Source organism: Amycolatopsis sp. NPDC051758, assembly GCF_044453095.1.
Taxonomy (GTDB): domain Bacteria; phylum Actinomycetota; class Actinomycetes; order Mycobacteriales; family Pseudonocardiaceae; genus Amycolatopsis.
The window spans coordinates 397,092-411,374 of sequence record NZ_JBITCJ010000004.1 but is presented as its reverse complement, the minus strand read 5'-3'; the positions used below and the strand labels follow the sequence as shown (position 1 = coordinate 411,374).

Annotated in this window: 16 protein-coding genes; 6 read left to right on the top strand and 10 right to left on the bottom strand. The window is 70.5% G+C overall.

The window, feature by feature from the left end; translation table 11 throughout:
• Window positions 1–6: 6 nt before the first annotated feature.
• Together ACIA5G_RS21360 and ACIA5G_RS21355 are read left to right on the top strand one after the other, a co-directional pair.
• Entirely contained in the window at window positions 7–543 is a 537-nt protein-coding gene (locus tag ACIA5G_RS21360) for a dihydrofolate reductase family protein (protein WP_395925693.1), read from the top strand.
• Entirely contained in the window at window positions 540–1,646 is a 1,107-nt protein-coding gene (locus tag ACIA5G_RS21355) for an epoxide hydrolase family protein (protein WP_395925691.1), read from the top strand. Before ACIA5G_RS21360 ends, ACIA5G_RS21355 begins: the two co-directional genes overlap by 4 nt.
• Here ACIA5G_RS21355 and ACIA5G_RS21350 read toward each other — a convergent pair.
• Together ACIA5G_RS21350 and ACIA5G_RS21345 are read right to left on the bottom strand one after the other, a co-directional pair.
• Window positions 1,586–1,969: a hypothetical protein gene (locus ACIA5G_RS21350; RefSeq protein ID WP_395925689.1), complete on the bottom strand. Its 384-nt coding sequence runs from the start codon at window positions 1,967–1,969 to the stop codon at window positions 1,586–1,588. The two genes, ACIA5G_RS21355 and ACIA5G_RS21350, sit on opposite strands and share 61 nt — an antisense overlap.
• 47 nt (window positions 1,970–2,016) lie before the next feature.
• Window positions 2,017–3,540 carry an AMP-binding protein gene (locus tag ACIA5G_RS21345; RefSeq protein WP_395925687.1) on the bottom strand — a complete coding sequence of 508 codons (1,524 nt, stop codon included), beginning with the start codon at window positions 3,538–3,540 and terminating at the stop codon, window positions 2,017–2,019.
• Window positions 3,541–3,622: 82 nt separating this feature from the next.
• On the opposite strand from ACIA5G_RS21345, the gene ACIA5G_RS21340 reads away from it, so the two are divergent.
• Both ACIA5G_RS21340 and ACIA5G_RS21335 read left to right on the top strand, forming a co-directional pair.
• Window positions 3,623–4,477 carry a hypothetical protein gene (locus tag ACIA5G_RS21340; RefSeq protein ID WP_395925685.1) on the top strand — a complete coding sequence of 285 codons (855 nt, stop codon included), beginning with the start codon at window positions 3,623–3,625 and terminating at the stop codon, window positions 4,475–4,477.
• Between the two features lie 186 nt (window positions 4,478–4,663).
• Window positions 4,664–5,398: a nitroreductase/quinone reductase family protein gene (locus tag ACIA5G_RS21335; RefSeq protein WP_395925683.1), complete on the top strand. Its 735-nt coding sequence runs from the start codon at window positions 4,664–4,666 to the stop codon at window positions 5,396–5,398.
• On the opposite strand, the gene ACIA5G_RS21330 is transcribed toward ACIA5G_RS21335, so the two are convergent.
• From ACIA5G_RS21330 to ACIA5G_RS21310, 5 genes are read right to left on the bottom strand one after another with little or no spacing between them, the layout of a single operon-like run.
• Window positions 5,399–6,241 (bottom strand): LLM class F420-dependent oxidoreductase, encoded by an 843-nt coding sequence (locus ACIA5G_RS21330; protein WP_395925681.1) that lies wholly within the window; start codon window positions 6,239–6,241, stop codon window positions 5,399–5,401. It abuts the gene before it with no gap.
• Between the two features lie 57 nt (window positions 6,242–6,298).
• Window positions 6,299–6,988, bottom strand: coding sequence for a TetR/AcrR family transcriptional regulator (locus tag ACIA5G_RS21325; protein ID WP_395925679.1), 690 nt, complete (start codon window positions 6,986–6,988; stop codon window positions 6,299–6,301).
• A gap of 28 nt (window positions 6,989–7,016) precedes the next feature.
• Window positions 7,017–7,943, bottom strand: a complete 927-nt coding sequence (locus ACIA5G_RS21320; protein ID WP_395925677.1) for a phosphotransferase enzyme family protein — start codon at window positions 7,941–7,943, stop codon at window positions 7,017–7,019.
• Window positions 7,944–7,954: 11 nt separating this feature from the next.
• The gene (locus ACIA5G_RS21315; RefSeq protein ID WP_395925674.1) at window positions 7,955–9,148 is read right to left on the bottom strand and encodes a pyridoxal phosphate-dependent aminotransferase; all 1,194 of its coding nucleotides are present in this window, start codon (window positions 9,146–9,148) and stop codon (window positions 7,955–7,957) included.
• A gap of 21 nt (window positions 9,149–9,169) precedes the next feature.
• Entirely contained in the window at window positions 9,170–10,078 is a 909-nt protein-coding gene (locus ACIA5G_RS21310; RefSeq protein WP_395925672.1) for a hypothetical protein, read from the bottom strand.
• 212 nt (window positions 10,079–10,290) lie between these two features.
• Between ACIA5G_RS21310 and ACIA5G_RS21305 the strand changes: the two genes are divergently transcribed.
• Both ACIA5G_RS21305 and ACIA5G_RS21300 read left to right on the top strand, forming a co-directional pair.
• A complete protein-coding gene (locus tag ACIA5G_RS21305; RefSeq protein WP_395926493.1) occupies window positions 10,291–10,590 on the top strand; it encodes a YciI family protein in 300 nt (99 codons plus the stop codon).
• Window positions 10,591–10,788: 198 nt separating this feature from the next.
• Window positions 10,789–11,526 (top strand): dihydrofolate reductase family protein, encoded by a 738-nt coding sequence (locus ACIA5G_RS21300; protein ID WP_395926491.1) that lies wholly within the window; start codon window positions 10,789–10,791, stop codon window positions 11,524–11,526.
• A 220-nt stretch (window positions 11,527–11,746) separates the two neighbouring features.
• Here the strand turns inward: ACIA5G_RS21300 and ACIA5G_RS21295 are convergent, their stop codons facing one another.
• The 3 genes from ACIA5G_RS21295 to ACIA5G_RS21285 all read right to left on the bottom strand — a co-directional run bounded on the left by ACIA5G_RS21295 (window position 11,747) and on the right by ACIA5G_RS21285 (window position 14,275).
• Window positions 11,747–12,148, bottom strand: a complete 402-nt coding sequence (locus ACIA5G_RS21295) for an NUDIX domain-containing protein (RefSeq protein WP_395925670.1) — start codon at window positions 12,146–12,148, stop codon at window positions 11,747–11,749.
• A 15-nt stretch (window positions 12,149–12,163) separates the two neighbouring features.
• The gene (locus tag ACIA5G_RS21290) at window positions 12,164–13,831 is read right to left on the bottom strand and encodes a hypothetical protein (RefSeq protein ID WP_395925668.1); all 1,668 of its coding nucleotides are present in this window, start codon (window positions 13,829–13,831) and stop codon (window positions 12,164–12,166) included.
• 81 nt (window positions 13,832–13,912) lie between these two features.
• Window positions 13,913–14,275, bottom strand: coding sequence for a VOC family protein (locus ACIA5G_RS21285; RefSeq protein WP_395925666.1), 363 nt, complete (start codon window positions 14,273–14,275; stop codon window positions 13,913–13,915).
• Window positions 14,276–14,283 lie beyond the last annotated feature (8 nt).

Here is a 14,283-nt window from a genome sequence, read left to right as displayed (position 1 = left end):
GGGCCCATGCGGAAGATCGTCGCGAACCTGTTCCTCTCGCTGGACGGCGTGGCCGAGGCGCCGGACAAGTGGTCGCTGCCGTACTGGACCGACGAGATCGGCCGGGCGGTCGGCGGCGGGATGGCCGCGGCCGACGCGATGCTGCTCGGGCGCGTCACCTACGAAGGGTTCGCCGAGGCGTGGCCCGGCCAGGACGACGAGGGCGCCGCGTTCATGAACAACGTGCGCAAGTACGTGCTGTCGTCGACGTTGTCCGCCGTGAGCTGGAACAACTCGACATTGCTGACCGGCGATCCGGTCGAAGCGATCCGGGCGCTGAAGGCCGAGGCGGGCGGCGACATCATGACCAGCGGCAGCACCACGGTGGTGCGCTGGCTGCTGGCCGAAGGCCTGGTCGACGAGCTGAACCTGCTGGTGTACCCGATCGTCGTCGGCCGCGGGAAGCGGCTGTTCCCCGAGGAAGGGCCGGGTTTTGCGCTGGTGCTGAAGAAGTCGGCGACGTTCGGCAACGGCGTTGTCCAGCTGACCTACGTCCCGGCGTGATCACGCCGTTCCGGATCGAGGTCCCGGACGCCGACCTCGACGATCTGCGCGCGCGCCTGCGCGGGACCCGCTGGCCCGAGGCCGAGCCGGTGGCCGACTGGAGCCAGGGCACACCGCTGGCCTACCTGCGGCCGCTGTGCGAGTACTGGGCTGCCGGGTACGACTGGCGTGCCACCGAGGCGCGGTTCAACCGGTTTCCCCAGTACCGCACGGAAATCGACGGCCTGGGTATCCACTTCCTGCACGTGCGCTCGTCTTCCCGGGACGCGCTGCCGCTGCTGCTCACGCACGGCTGGCCGGGCTCGTTCCTCGAGTTCGGGAAGGTGATCGAGCCGCTCTCGGAAGAGTTCCACCTGGTGATTCCGTCGCTGCCGGGGTACGGCTTCAGCGACAAGCCGGCTTCGGCGGGCTGGGGAATCGAGCGCATCGCGGCGGCGTGGGCTTCGCTGATGGCCCGCCTCGGCTACGCACGCTACGGCGCCCAGGGCGGCGACTGGGGAACGTCGATCACGACGTCACTCGCCCAGCAGGACGCGGCCCACCTGGCAGGCATCCACCTGAACCCGCCGATCGCGGCCCCCGACCCGGCGACGTTCGACGACCTGACCGCGTCCGAGCGTGCGTCGCTCGCGGCGCTGGAGCACGCCCAGCGCTGGGAGGACGGCTACTCGGTGCTGCAGTCGACCCGCCCGCAGACGGTGGGTTACGGCCTGCTGGATTCCCCGGCCGGGCTGTGCGGCTGGCTGGTCGAGAAGTTCCACGCCTGGTCGGACGGCTTCCCGTTCACCCGAGACGAGCTCCTGGACGACGTGACGCTGTACTGGCTCACCGGCACGGCGGCGTCCTCGGCGCGGCTGTACTGGGAGAGCATCCGGAAGGTGCAGAAGTGGTTCGCGGAGGCGACGGACGACACGGTGGACGTGCCGGTGGGGTGTTCGATCTTCCCGGCGGAGATGCCCCGGCCGTCCCGGCGGTGGGCGGCGCGGCGGTATCCGGACATCCGGCACTGGAACGAGCTGGAGCGGGGCGGGCACTTTGCGGCTTATGAGCAGCCTGAGCTGTTCGTGGACGAGGTGCGGACGTTCTTCCGGTTGGTCCGGTAGCGGCACTCAACCGGACGACACGCGTGTCCGTGCCGGAGCTTCTGCCAGCGTTTGAAGCCCTTCGGGTCGGCCAGGTAGCGGTCCAGGTCCGGATCCTCGTGCAGCTCGTCGAACCCGTCCTCGATCTCCCGCTCCGGCCCCAGCTCGGCTCGCAGCCGGGCCAGCGCGGCCCGGACGTCGGTGTTGAACCGAAGGCACCGCGCCTCCCGCCACGGGCCCGGGTCCGGCGGGTAGTCCCAGTTGAGCGACTCGTCGTACTCGACCGCGAGGCGGTCCAGCTCCGCGCGCAGCTCAGCGCTGATCGGCAGTTCTTCGAGGTCCACGGGACCGGGCCAGAGCAGCGCGCCCGAACCCGCGTCGAAGAAGAACCTCAGTTCACCTGACGACCCTGGTCCTTCCAAAACGGCTCCCGCAGCCTGAACTTCTGGATCTTCCCGGTCGCCGTCCGCGGCAGCTCGTCCAGGAACTCGACCCGCTTCGGGCACTTGTACCCCGCCAAGTAGTCGCGACAGTGCTTGATCAGCTCCTCGGAAGTCACCTCCGACGAAGTGACGACCAGCGCCGTCACCAGCTCGCCCCACTTCTCGTCCGGGATGCCGATCACCGCGACCTCCCGCACCGCCGGGTGCGAGTTCAGCGCGTCCTCCACCTCGATCGACGACACGTTCTCGCCGCCCGAGATGATCACGTCCTTCTTGCGGTCGGCGATCGTCAGGTAGCCGTCTTCGAAGGTGCCGCCGTCACCCGTGTGGAACCAGTTGCCCTCCTGGACCCGCGCGGTCTCGTCCGGGTTCTCCCAATAACCGTCGAGGTTGTGGTTCGACTGCGCGAGCACCTCGCCGTCGGTGTCGACGCTGATCCGGACGCCCAGCGCAGGCGCCCCGGCGCGGCCCAGCAGCTTGGCCTGCTCGTGCGGGTCGAGGTCTGCCCACTCGCTGCGCATCCGGTTCACCGTCAGCAGCGGCGACGTCTCGGTGAGCCCGTAGATCTGGATGAACTCCCAGCCCAGCTCGGCCCGCACCCGCTCGATCGTGCGGGTCGGCGGCGGCGCGCCGGCCACGACGAGCCGGACGCGGTCGCGGCCCGGGATCTCGCCCTCCCAGGTCTCGGCGCCGTCCAGCGCCGCCGTGACCACCGCCGGCGCGGCACACAGGATCGTGACGCCGTGCTCCTCGATGCGCCGGAGGATCTCGGTGCCGTCGACCTTCCGCAGCACGATGTGCCGCCCGCCGAGGCCGGTCACCGCGTACGGCATGCCCCAGCCGTTGCAGTGGAACATCGGGAGCGTGTGGAGCAGGACGTCGTTGTCGCTCAACGTCGTGTGCAGGCCGAACATCGCCGCGTTGAGCCAGATGTTGCGCTGGGTGAGCTGCACACCCTTCGGCCGCGCCGTGGTGCCCGACGTGTAGTTGATGGTCGCCGTGGCCGACTCGTCGCCCGCCCACGGGCGCGGGTCGCCGTCGCCGCCCCAGATCGCCTCGTCGTCGCGGCCGAGGACGAAGACGTGCTTCGCCGTCACCGTCTCCAGCAGGTGCTCCAGCTCGGGGTCGACGATCAGCACCTCGGCGCCGGAGTGCTCGACGATGTACTTGACCTCGGCGGGGGCGAGCCGGAAGTTCACCGGCACCAGGATCCGCCCCCAGCCGGACACGCCGAAGAACGACACGAGCAGCCGCGCGGCGTTGTGCGACACCATCGCGACGCGGCCGCCGACCGGCACACCCAGCGCGTCGAGGTGGGCCGCCTGCGCCCGCGCACGCCGCGCCACCTCACGGTAGGTGAGCGTGCCCCAGCTCGGCGCGGGCTGGTTCGGCTCGTCGACCACCGCGACGCGGTCCGGGTACACCGTTTCCGCGCGGTCGAGGAAGTCCCGGACACCCAGATCGAAGAACACGCCTCATCCCTTCGTCGTCCCCGTCCCGATGATGACGCGTCGCAGGTGCTCGCACCAGTCCGATGTGGTTCGCTGGAGCACGATGGACTTCGACACGGTGGCCGGCGAGCTCTACGGGGGTGACCTCGCGGAGTTCGTCAGCGCGCGCAACGCGGCGGCGAAGGCCGCCAAGGCGGAGGGTGACGCCGAGCTCGCGGCGAAGATCAAGGAGCTGCGGAAGCCGACCGCGGCCGCGGCGATCGTCAACCGCCTGGCCAGGGAAGATCCGGACCAGCTGGGTGAGCTGGCGGAGCTCGGTGACGAGCTGCGGGACGCCCACACGCGCCTGGCCGGCGACGACCTGCGGGCGCTGGCCAGGCGCCGCGGTGAGCTGGTGCGGCAGATCCTGCACGGCCTGGCCGAGATGAGCGGCACCGTCGAGCGTGAGGTCGAGGCGACGCTGGAAGCCGTCGCGGCGGATCCGAACACCGCGGCGGTCGCCCTGGCCGGCCGCCTGACCTCGGTCGCGCACCAGGACGCCGACCAGTGGTTCACGCTCGAAACGAAGGCTCCGCCGTCGGCCGGCAAGCGCCCGGCGAAACTGGTGGACAAGGCCGAGCCGGCGAAGCCGAAGCGCTCCGAAAAGGCCGAAAAGGACCGTCGCCGCGAGGAGGAGGAACGCGCCGAGCGTGAACGCGCCCGCGCCGAACGCGAACGGCTGCGCAAGGAGGCCGCCGAGCTCGCCAAGGAGCGCGCGGTGGTCGAGCGTGACCTGGTCCGCACCCAGCGCGCGGCCGAGCAGGCCACGGCCCGCGTCGAGGATCTGCGCACCCGCCTCGCCGAAGCCGAGGAACGCGCCGAGCGCGCGACGGCGGAGTTCGAGACGGCGAAGGAAACTTACGAGCAGGCCGACGAAGCCGCGAACGAGGCGCAGAAAGCCGCTGACGCCGCCCGCTGAGCCGTGCTAGCGTGATCGTGCGCCCCGGATGGGCCTACGCACGGAGGTAGTGGCTACTCAGCCCCCTGAGATCGACACATCGGTGTCTCTCGTGTTGCATGTCTTCCCCGCCAAGGGATACGTGTGCCTCCAGCGCGCCCTTCGTGTCGTCTCCTGCCTCCGATCACTCTGATCGGAAAGGACCGCATGAGCTTGATCGTGCTCACCACGACCGGTGCCCGCACCGGCCGGAAACACCGGGTTTCCCTGGGAGCCCTGCACATCGACGGCCAACTGGTCGTCGTCGCGTCGGCGATGGGCTCGCCGAAGCACCCCGCCTGGTACCACAACATCCGCCACAACCCGTTGGTGACCGTCGAAACGGGCACGGAGGAGTACGAGGCGATGGCCGCCATCGCGCCCGACCGTGACCGGCTCTTCGCCGAAGTCGTCGAGCGGGAGCCGGGGTTCGCCGAGTACCAGGCCCGCACCACCCGCGTGTTGCCGGTGCTCGTGCTGCACCGGCTCGACCGCGTGCGCCGGATGGGTGACTGGATCGTCGAGGTGCACGACTGGCTGCGCGCCGAGCTGCGGGAACTGCGTGGCCGGCTGGGTTCCGGCGACCCGCTGCGCTTCGAAGAGCGGTGCCTCGGCTTCTGCGCGGCCCTCACCCGGCACCACACCGGGGAGGACACCGCGATCTTTCCCATGCTGGCCAAGCAGTTCCCGGCGCTCGCTCCCGCGTTGACGAAGCTCGGCGAGGAACACGTCGTCGTCGCGCGGCTGCAGGAGGAGATCCGGCGGCTCGTCGACGAGGAATCCGATCCGGCCCGGCTGCGCACGGAGTTCGACCGGCTGGCGTCCGCATTGGACACCCACTTCGCCTACGAGGAGAACACGATCGTCAAGGCGTTGAACGCGCTGGCCCCGGCGCCCGGCTGATCAGAGCAGCACGTCGGCGAGCAGCCGGTGGTGCTCGGCCTCCGCGTCGGGTGCGGGGCCGAGCACCTGCACCGCGACGTGGTCGGCACCGGCGTCCACATGGGACCGCAGCCCCTTCGCGATCGTCTCCGGCGTGCCGTGCAGGACGAGGTCGTCGATCAGCCGGTCACTGCCGCCGCCGGCGACGTCGTCCTGCGTGTACCCGTGGCGCAGCAGGTTCTTCACGTAGTTGCTCAGGCCGAGGTACGGCGTCTGGACGAACGGGCGGCCGATGGCACGCGCGGCCACCGGGTCGTCGTCGACGACCACCTTCTGCTCCGGCGCGAGCAGCTTGCCCGCTCCAAGGATCGAGCGTGCGTGCCGCGTGTGGCCGGCGGGCACGAGGTACGGGTGCGCGCCGGCGGTGCGCTCGGCGGCCAGCTTCAGGACGCGGTCGCCGAGCGCGGCGAGGACGCGGGCTTCGACCGGGACACCGGCCGCGTCGAGCCGGTCGAGGTAGTCGACGATCTTGTCGTACGGGCTGCGGTACTCCGTCACCGACTCCGGGTGCCCGACGCCGATGCCCAGCAGCAAGCGCTTCCCGTACCGGCCCGCCAGCCGGTGGTAGGACTCGGCGAGGGGCTCCGGGTCGTCGGACCACATGTTGACGATCGCGGTCGCCACGGTGATCCGCTCGGTCGAGGCCAGCACGTCTTCGACGAAGGCGAGATCGCCGATCGAGGCCGAGCCGGTGCCGAACCAGACCGTGCCGTACCCGAGCCGGTCGGCCGCGATCGCGTGCGCCTTGCGCGTCACGTCGTCGCGGTGCGGGGCCAGGAAGACGCCGAACGTGCCGAGTTGCATGCTCACCCTCCACTACATTGGTTATAGCGATCAATGTAGCAAATGTAGCGTGCCGTGTCAGGCGGCCAGGCGGTGCAGCCACTCCCGCAGCATCTGGCGCTCGGTCGACGTCAGCGCGTCGACGTCGTCCGAGAGCGCGGTCGACAAAGCGACAGCCAGGGTGCCGACGGACGAGCCGCCGGCCGGGGGCTCGGCGAGCAGCCCGGCCAGGACGGCCTCCCTGACCTGCGTGGACATCGCCAGGTCGCGGCTCTCCTCGGGCTGGGCGATCAGGCTCAGCGTGACGCCGCTGTTGGCCGCGGCGAACTGCCGCGCGGCTTCGGCTGCTTCGACGCGCAGCCGCCCGTCGCGCGCCAGCGGCGTGAACAGCTCCAGCAGCATCGCTTCGGCGCTCGACGTCAGGTTGCACGGCACGCCCGGCTCGATCTGGCCGTAGAGCAGCACGTAGAACGCGGGGTTCTCCAGGCCGTACTCGACGTGCCGGTCCCAGCCCGCACGGATCCGGTCGACCGGGTCGCCGCCGGTCGAAGGAGCCTGGACGTACTGGGTGAAGCCGTAGTTCACGACGGCGTCGAGCAGCCCCTGCTTGCTGCCGAAGTGGTGGTACAGCGTGGGGGCCTGGACGCCGGCGCGCTCGCAGATCGCACGCGTCGACACTGGCCCGCCGTCGGCTTCGTGCAGGAGCTGACCGGCGGCCAGCAGCAGGCGGTCGCGGGTGCTGGTGGCATTGCTCGATCGTCCGGCCATGTAGCAATTGTAACGCCGGTCTGTAGCGTCACCGCAGGCGCAGCTGGACCCGGCGAAGCGCGACGAAGGCGGCCAGAACCGCGGGGTCGGTGGTCGCCGCGGCCGGCCGGACCGACCGGTAGCCGTCCAGCAGCGCTTCCCGCAGTGCCTCCCGCTGCGGCAGGTGCGTCAGCTCGCCGAGGGTCACGGCGAGGTCGTAGGCGTAGTGGCCGAACCCGCAGCCGTCGAAGCCGATCGCCCGCACCCCGCCCCGGTGGAAGAGGTAGTTCTCCTGGTGCAGACCACCGTGGACGAGGCCGAAGACGTCGGCGCCGAAGCCCAGCTCGGCCCGCACCGCGCGGGCCCGGTCCACCGCGGCGCGCACCTGCTCGTCCCCGCCGGCCTGCTCGACGGCCCGGTCGAGCACGACGTCGGAGAAGCCGTTGACCTGAGAGCGGCCGAAGTCGGTGAGGTCGTCCACCCGGCCGCGGTCGAGGCCGTTCATCCGCGCGCCGTGCAGCTGCAGCCGCGCGGTGAACTCGCCCAGCGCGTACAGCTGCGGCGGCCCGAGCCGCTCGTCGAGGAACCGGCCCTCGACCCAGCGGCAGAGCACACAGGTGCGCGGCTCGGGCACCGCCGGGTCGGCGACCACGGTGACCAGGTCCCGGTCGCGCGTCGGCACCGGCTGCGGGACGACGAGATCGGTTTCGCGGCGCAGCGCGGCGAGCCAGGCCAGTTCGGACCGCACCTGCGCGACGGCCGGCCCGTCCGGTCGCTGCACCCGCAGGACGTAGCGGCCGCCGTCCGCGCCGTCGACGCGGAACGTCGTGTTGAGCCCGTGCCCCAGCGGTGTCAGCCGGGCCACGGGGACGTCGTATTCGGTCAACGCCGCTTCGGCGAGGCGGCGCAGGCGTCGGGTGCGGCCGGAGCGGTCGAGTTCGGCGAACGGCCGGGTGTTCGCGGCGAAGTCGGCCATGGCCCAGGTGCTCAGCTGATCGACCGTTCCGGCTCGCGGGAGTGCGAGACCAGCTCGATCGTCGGCGTCGTGTGCCGGCCGCCGCCCAGCCGCTCGACCCCGCGCAGGCCCTCGACCAGCCGGTCGACCTCGGTGTCCGGCCGCACCCCGAAGCGCATGAACTGGCTGGTCATGCCGATCTTGTTGCCGCACTGGCGCACCAGCAGGTGGTGCTCGGCGAGCAGGTAGTCGCACAGCTCGGCGCCGTCGACCGCGCCGGGCAGCTTGACGAGCAGGAAGTTCGCCTGCGACGGGAACACCGTCAGCTCCGGGAACTGCGCGAGCTGCGAGTTCATCATGAACCGGTCGAGGGCGAGCTTCTTGAGGCTGTCCTCGTACTCCGCGCGGTGCCCGGCGAGCATGAAGATCACGGTCTCGGCCAGCGAGTTCAGGTTCCACTTCGGCAGCGCGGCCGACAGCTTGCGGGTCAGCGCCGGGTTCGACACCTGGTAGCCGAACCGGATCCCGTGCAGCCCGAAGTTCTTGCCGAGGCTCTTCAGCACGATGACGTTCGGCCGCACGACGGCTTCGGCGGCCACCGACGGGTTCATCTCGGCCTCGACGAAGTCGATGAACGACTCGTCGATGACCACCAGGTCGAGGTCCTCGAGGGCGTCCATGAACCGGATCACCTCGCGGCGCGGCAGGTACCCGCCGTCGGGGTTGTTCGGGTTGCACAGCACCGCGACCCGGGAGCCGCGGCGCTTGATGAACTCGATGTACTCGTCGACGCGCAGCTCGAAGTTGTTCGCTTCCTTCAGCAGGAACATGTCGACGCGCTTGCCGGTCTCGAGCGGCTGGTCGGTCCACCGGCCGAAGGTCGGGATCGGCACCGCCACGCTGGAGTCGACCAGCAGCCGGTCGATCCAGGTGATCAGCTCGGTGGAGCCGTTGGCCAGCGAGATCGTCGACGGGTTGAGCCGCAGCACGTGCGCCAGCTGCGCGGTGATCGTGCCGGCGTCACTCGGGTAGAACTTGAGGATGGTCCGGAGGTTCCGCTCCAGCTCGCCGAACATGGCGTCGGTGGGGAAGTACGGGTTGCAGGGGATGCAGAAGTCCGCGAGGTCGTCCGCGTGCTGGCCCATCGCCCGCGCCACGGAGAAGAACGACGGGCTGTGTGCCTGGCTCTGCTGGAAAAGGCCATTGGTGGTCATGCCGTGCCGCACGCGTGGTCTCCGTCCGCCGTTTTACCGGCCCCTTGCCTTCCCATCGGAGATACGTGCGAATCGGGCAGTCGGTTCACCACCGGTCAGCGCGTAGGCTCCGGTGCCCGCCAGGACGGCGGCGGCCAGCGCGGACAGGGCCAGCACCGGCAGCGGCGCGGCCAGCGGCGAGACGCCGGTGAAGGACTCGACGCCGATGACCGCGGTGAGCACGGCGTCGGCCACGACGGCGATCACCACGACGCGCATCCGGTGCGCCTCGGGCCAGCGGGTGAACCGCAGCAGCCAGGCCAGCGCGGGCAGGACGAGGATCGCGTGCATCGCGACGGCGTGCAGCGGCTTGAGCGCGCCCGCGGTCGTGTAGGCCAGCTGCGGGTCGCCGCCGCGCGCCGCGACGACCCCGCGGGCGATCATTACCGCGCCGGTGGCCAGCGCGACGAGCAGCACGACCAGCCCGGCCCGGACGGCCAGGCGCAGGCTCGGCGCCTCGGGGCCGGGCTCGACGAGCGCGGCGGCGGTGAAGCCGATGACGGTCAGGATGAGCACCCCGCCACCCGCGGCGAGCGTCATCGAAACGGCGTTGTCGAACGGCGTCTCGAAGTTGAAGTGCGACGGCACCCCGCGCCAGGACTGCAGGCTGACCAGCACGACCTCGGCGACGCTCGCGGCGGTGAACGCGCCGAGCAGGGCGGAGCGCCAGGAGGGGCGGACGGTGAGGAACGACGTCGCCCAGGCGACCGAGGCCAGTGTCAGCCCGAACGACAGGCCGAACGTGACGGCCTTGCGCATCGACAGCGGGCCCAGCCACGAGCCGCCGGTCGTGACGAGCACGATCGTGTGCAGGACGCCGCTCAGGAACAGCGCCGCGCCGACGGCGTAGGCGACCCGCTCGGCTCGCCTGCCGTCCTGCCAGATCCGGGTCAGTGCGTTCATGGCCGGAAGTGTCGCCCGCGCGCCCGGGTCACCGCGTCGGCCCGGCGTCGACACCACGACGTACGACCACCGGCGTACGGCGATCGGGAAGAATGTTGAAAAAGCGCTGGTAAAGAAATTGATTGATTCTTGACCGGAATATGGGGGAAACGGTGTCCCTCGCCACCCTGCGGGCGGATGCGCCGCAGGCCGCGGAGTCCTACCATCGAATCATGTACATCGCACTGCTGACCTACACGGCGCCCGAAACAGAAGTCGACTACGCGCTCCCGGACCATTCGGACTGGGTGCGCAAACAATTCACGAAAGGGGTCTTCCTGGTTTCCGGAAAGGGGAACGGCGCGGCCGACCACGTGATCCTGACGCGCTCGGTGCAGCGCGGCAGGCTCGACGCGATCCTCGCCAGCGACCCGTTCGTGGTCCAGCGGCTCGCCCGCTACGACGTCATCGAGTTCACCGCCACGCGCACCGCGCAGGAGCTGCTGGCGATCAACGAGGCCATCGCCTCCTGAGGAGTCCGCCACGGGCCGGGTGGCCCGGCGACGATGCCCCGCCACCTGCCGGCGAAGAACGCTCACCCGCTGGTCCGCTGGTTCTGTGCCGATCTCGCTTATGATCGCGGCGCACGGACGTCCAGCGTGGGAGAGCCGCATGTACACCCCCGACCTCGCCTTCCGGAGCCGCCCGCGGGTGAAGGCGCTCCGATGGGGCTGATCCGGCAGATCTGGCCGGACGAGCGCGGGCTCGACGACCACGAGCTCGAGAAGCTGTACCGGTATCCGGCCGACCCCCGGTGGCTGGCGGTGAACTTCGTGTCGAGCACGGACGGCGCGATCGCGGTCGAGGGCCGTTCGGGAAGCCTGTCGACCCCCGCCGACCGGATCGTCTACCGGCTCGGCAACGACCTGGCCGACGTGGTGCTGGTGGGGGCGGGCACGGCGATGGCCGAGGGGTTCGAGGGTATGCGCCCCGACGAGCGGACGGCGGACCGCCGGCGCCGGTTCGGGCTGGCCCCGATCGCGCCGGTCGCGGTGGTGACGACCGGGCGTTCGCTGCCTCCGGACGCTCCGGTGATCACGAAGGCGGCAGTGTCGACATTGGTCTTCACTTCTTCGCTGGCTCCTTCCTCGCTGCGCGACGCCTGGACGGCGAACGGTGCGCGGGTGTTCGTCGTGGGCGAGGAAGCCGTGTCGGCCGAACTGGTGGTCGCGACCCTGGTGGCCGAGGGGCTGGGCCGGATCGACTGCGAGGGCGGACCGCGGCTGTTCGGCTCGTTGATCGAGGCCGGGGTCGTCGACGAGTTCCGCCTCACGGTGGCGCCGTTCCTCGTGGCGGGAACGGCGGGCCGGGCGGCGGTGGGCGGGGTGGTGGATCCGGCGAAGCTGGAGCTGGCTTCGGTGCTCACGGACGGATCCAGTGTGCTGCTGCGGTATTTGAGCCCTCGCTGATTTTGTCGGTGCCTCTTAGTAGCGTGGAATTCGGGGGCTGCTCAGTCCGATTTTCGTTGCGGCATAAGGGAATTCTCGGCTCCCGAGCGTTCTCGGAGTTCACCTGATTCAGCGATTCTGTTCGAACGTGCGTTCGGGTACCGTCGAAGACATGACCGACACGCGAAGATTCCGGCAGCGCCACGGAGAACGTGAAGTGGCGCTGCCGCAAGGGAAAACCTCACTGCTCGAGCAGCCGCCGGAAATGTGCCGCCAGTTCGAGGTCTCGAGCCTCGCCCGGCGTCACCCAGGCGAACTCGTCGTGCTCGTCCGGATTGAGCACGACGTCGCCCGTGCCGTCTTCTTCGGCCGTGTAGACAAAAGCGTGGATCCGCATCGCCCGCCCGGCGACGTCCGGCCACGAATCACGCGAGAGTTCCGCCGTGACGCGGACTTTCAACCCGGTCTCCTCCGCGACCTCCCGCACCGCCGTGGCCTCGAAAGGTTCACCGGGCTCGACCGTGCCGCCGGGCAGCTCCCACCGTCCGGCGAGGAAAACGCCGGGGCTGCGGCGCAGGAACAGCACCCGGTCGCCGCGGGCGATCCAGCAGTAGGCCAGGTGCTTCTGCGCGATCTCCGTCATGCGCGCGATTCTCGCTCAGTTGGTCTTCGACGTCGGCAGGTGGGCGCCGAGGTAGCCGACGTACACCGTGCCGGTGCCGTCCGTGTCGTCGAGGAAGTGCAGGCGGGGCGCCGGGGACTTGAAGCGCTCCAAGGCGATGTGCGCGCCGAAGTAGTCACGGCCCGCCGGGTTGGTCCGGGGATCGACGCGGAAGGTGCGCGCCTGGCGCAGCCGTTCGTTCGTGGTCACCGTGTCCGACTCGGCCAGGGCGATGATGTTGGCGCTGATCAGCGAACCCGGCTGGCCGGTCCGGGCGAACGCGAGCACGTCCGACAGCTCGGGCCCCGGGTCGCGGCCCGAGCCGAGCAGCGAGGTCCGCGCGCCGGCGTAGGCGTCGAGGGTGCGGAGCGCGTCCCACGCCTTGCGGCGCCAGGCGGCGGCTTTCGGGTGGTGGTCGAGGATCGCGGCCGGGGCCGGCTCGGCCGTGATCGCGAGGTGCTTGAGCGTGGTCGTCGCGGCGCCGATCAGCTCGGCGAAGCTGGGGAACTCGTCCGGCGGGCGCTCGGCGGCGGCGACGTCGTCGTCCGCGTCGTGGCGGGCCAGCCGGCCCGCCAGCAGCCCGTTGACCCGCCTCAGCTCGTCGCGCTCGGCCTCCGTCTCCTCGAACGCCCGCGCGTAGTCGTCCAGCTCCTCCTGCAGCTGCGCGAGCTGCTTGCGCAGGTATGCGACGTCGGCCGCGCACAGCTCTTCGAGGCGCCGTCGAAGCACCTTCACCTCGTCGGCATGCCGATCCCGCTCCTCGGTGTCGGCCTTCGACTGCTTGCGCAGGATCGTGATCACCCCACGCGCCTCGGCCAGCTCACGCTCGGCGCGGTCCAGCTTCTCCGTCAGCTCGGCGTCAGGCTCCCGCACCGGCGAAGCGAACGGATCCGCCTCGTACCAGGCCCGCACGCTCGGCACCTTGGCCCACTCCTCGGGCAGCGGCGTCCGGCTCCGCGTCTGGATGAGCCGCGTGATCGCACCGTCGAGGGCTTCACCGGACACCGGGCTGGCAGTCTCGACGAAGTCGGGGAGCTGGTCGCACGGCGGCACGTAAAGCCGGGCGCCCAGCGGCAACGCACACCCGAGCGGCAGATGCCGGTTCAGCGTGCGGCGGAAGCGGTCGTCGACGTCGAACACGTTGACCAGCCCGGGCCAGCCCTCGACAGGCACCGTCGGCGGCTCGGTGAGCACCAGCACCGCCGACGTCCGCCACGGCGCCACCAGCGCCTCGCCGAGCAGATCGGCGACCCGGTCGCATTCCTCGCGGGACCAGCCGCGCATCGCGAGCACCGGCGTCTCGATCGGGATCTCGTCACTGCCGCTGGCACCCAGCTCCTCGAGCCCGATCCGGCGCGCCGGCGCTTCGTGACAGGTGAGCCACGGCCGGGTGCACGCCGCGGCCAGCAACCACGCCACCCGGTCCTCTCCGGCGTGGTAGCACAGCGAAAGCAATACCTGAACGGAGTAGCGGCCTTCGCCGTCCGCCCACCCGAACTTCAGGTCGCTCCGGCGCGATCCGCCGTCGTCGGAGGAGCCGAGATCGGTGACGCTGTAGTCGTCGTGCTGCCGCTGGCGCGCGATCAGCCTGCTGCGCAACGCGTCCAGGGGGCGCTTCCCCTCGGTGGGGACCAGTCCGTGGTGCCAGATCCGGTGCACCCCCACAGGGCTCAACTCCGTTCGCCGGAAACAGGACCTCAGCCGAACATAGCGGATCCTGTGACCGATCGAACGCGGGGCGTCACCTCATTCACGCGTCCAGAGGCAAAACGGATGCCCGGCCGGATCGAAGCAGACGCGGACGTCCTCCTGCGGCTGGAAGTCCGCAACCACGGCCCCGGCCTCGACCGCGGCCGTCGTCGCCGCGTCGAGGTCGTCAACCTCGATGTCCAGGTGCAGCTGCATCTGCTGCACCCCGTCGACCGGCGGCCAGACTGGCGGAACGTGCCCGGTCTCCAGCTGGAAAGACAACCCCGCCCCACCGTCGTCAGGGCGCAAGGTCACCCACTCAGGCTCATCGGTCTTGATCGGCCAGCCAAGCAGCTTCGCATAGAACTCGGCGAGCGCACGCGGTTCCGGCGCACCGAGCACGGTGGAGGTCAGCTTCATGATCCACT

Excerpts from the sequence above, each read along its gene's own strand:
- ACIA5G_RS21320 (WP_395925677.1), bottom strand. The coding sequence starts at position 7,943 with ATGGCCGACTTCGCCGCGAACACCCGGCCGTTCGCCGAACTCGACCGC.
- ACIA5G_RS21305 (WP_395926493.1), top strand. The coding sequence starts at position 10,291 with ATGTACATCGCACTGCTGACCTACACGGCGCCCGAAACAGAAGTCGAC.
- ACIA5G_RS21310 (WP_395925672.1), bottom strand. The coding sequence starts at position 10,078 with ATGAACGCACTGACCCGGATCTGGCAGGACGGCAGGCGAGCCGAGCGG.
- ACIA5G_RS21335 (WP_395925683.1), top strand. The coding sequence starts at position 4,664 with ATGAGCTTGATCGTGCTCACCACGACCGGTGCCCGCACCGGCCGGAAA.
- ACIA5G_RS21340 (WP_395925685.1), top strand. The coding sequence starts at position 3,623 with ATGGACTTCGACACGGTGGCCGGCGAGCTCTACGGGGGTGACCTCGCG.
- ACIA5G_RS21295 (WP_395925670.1), bottom strand. The coding sequence starts at position 12,148 with ATGACGGAGATCGCGCAGAAGCACCTGGCCTACTGCTGGATCGCCCGC.
- ACIA5G_RS21330 (WP_395925681.1), bottom strand. The coding sequence starts at position 6,241 with ATGCAACTCGGCACGTTCGGCGTCTTCCTGGCCCCGCACCGCGACGAC.
- ACIA5G_RS21360 (WP_395925693.1), top strand. The coding sequence starts at position 7 with ATGCGGAAGATCGTCGCGAACCTGTTCCTCTCGCTGGACGGCGTGGCC.
- ACIA5G_RS21285 (WP_395925666.1), bottom strand. The coding sequence starts at position 14,275 with ATGAAGCTGACCTCCACCGTGCTCGGTGCGCCGGAACCGCGTGCGCTC.
- ACIA5G_RS21325 (WP_395925679.1), bottom strand. The coding sequence starts at position 6,988 with ATGGCCGGACGATCGAGCAATGCCACCAGCACCCGCGACCGCCTGCTG.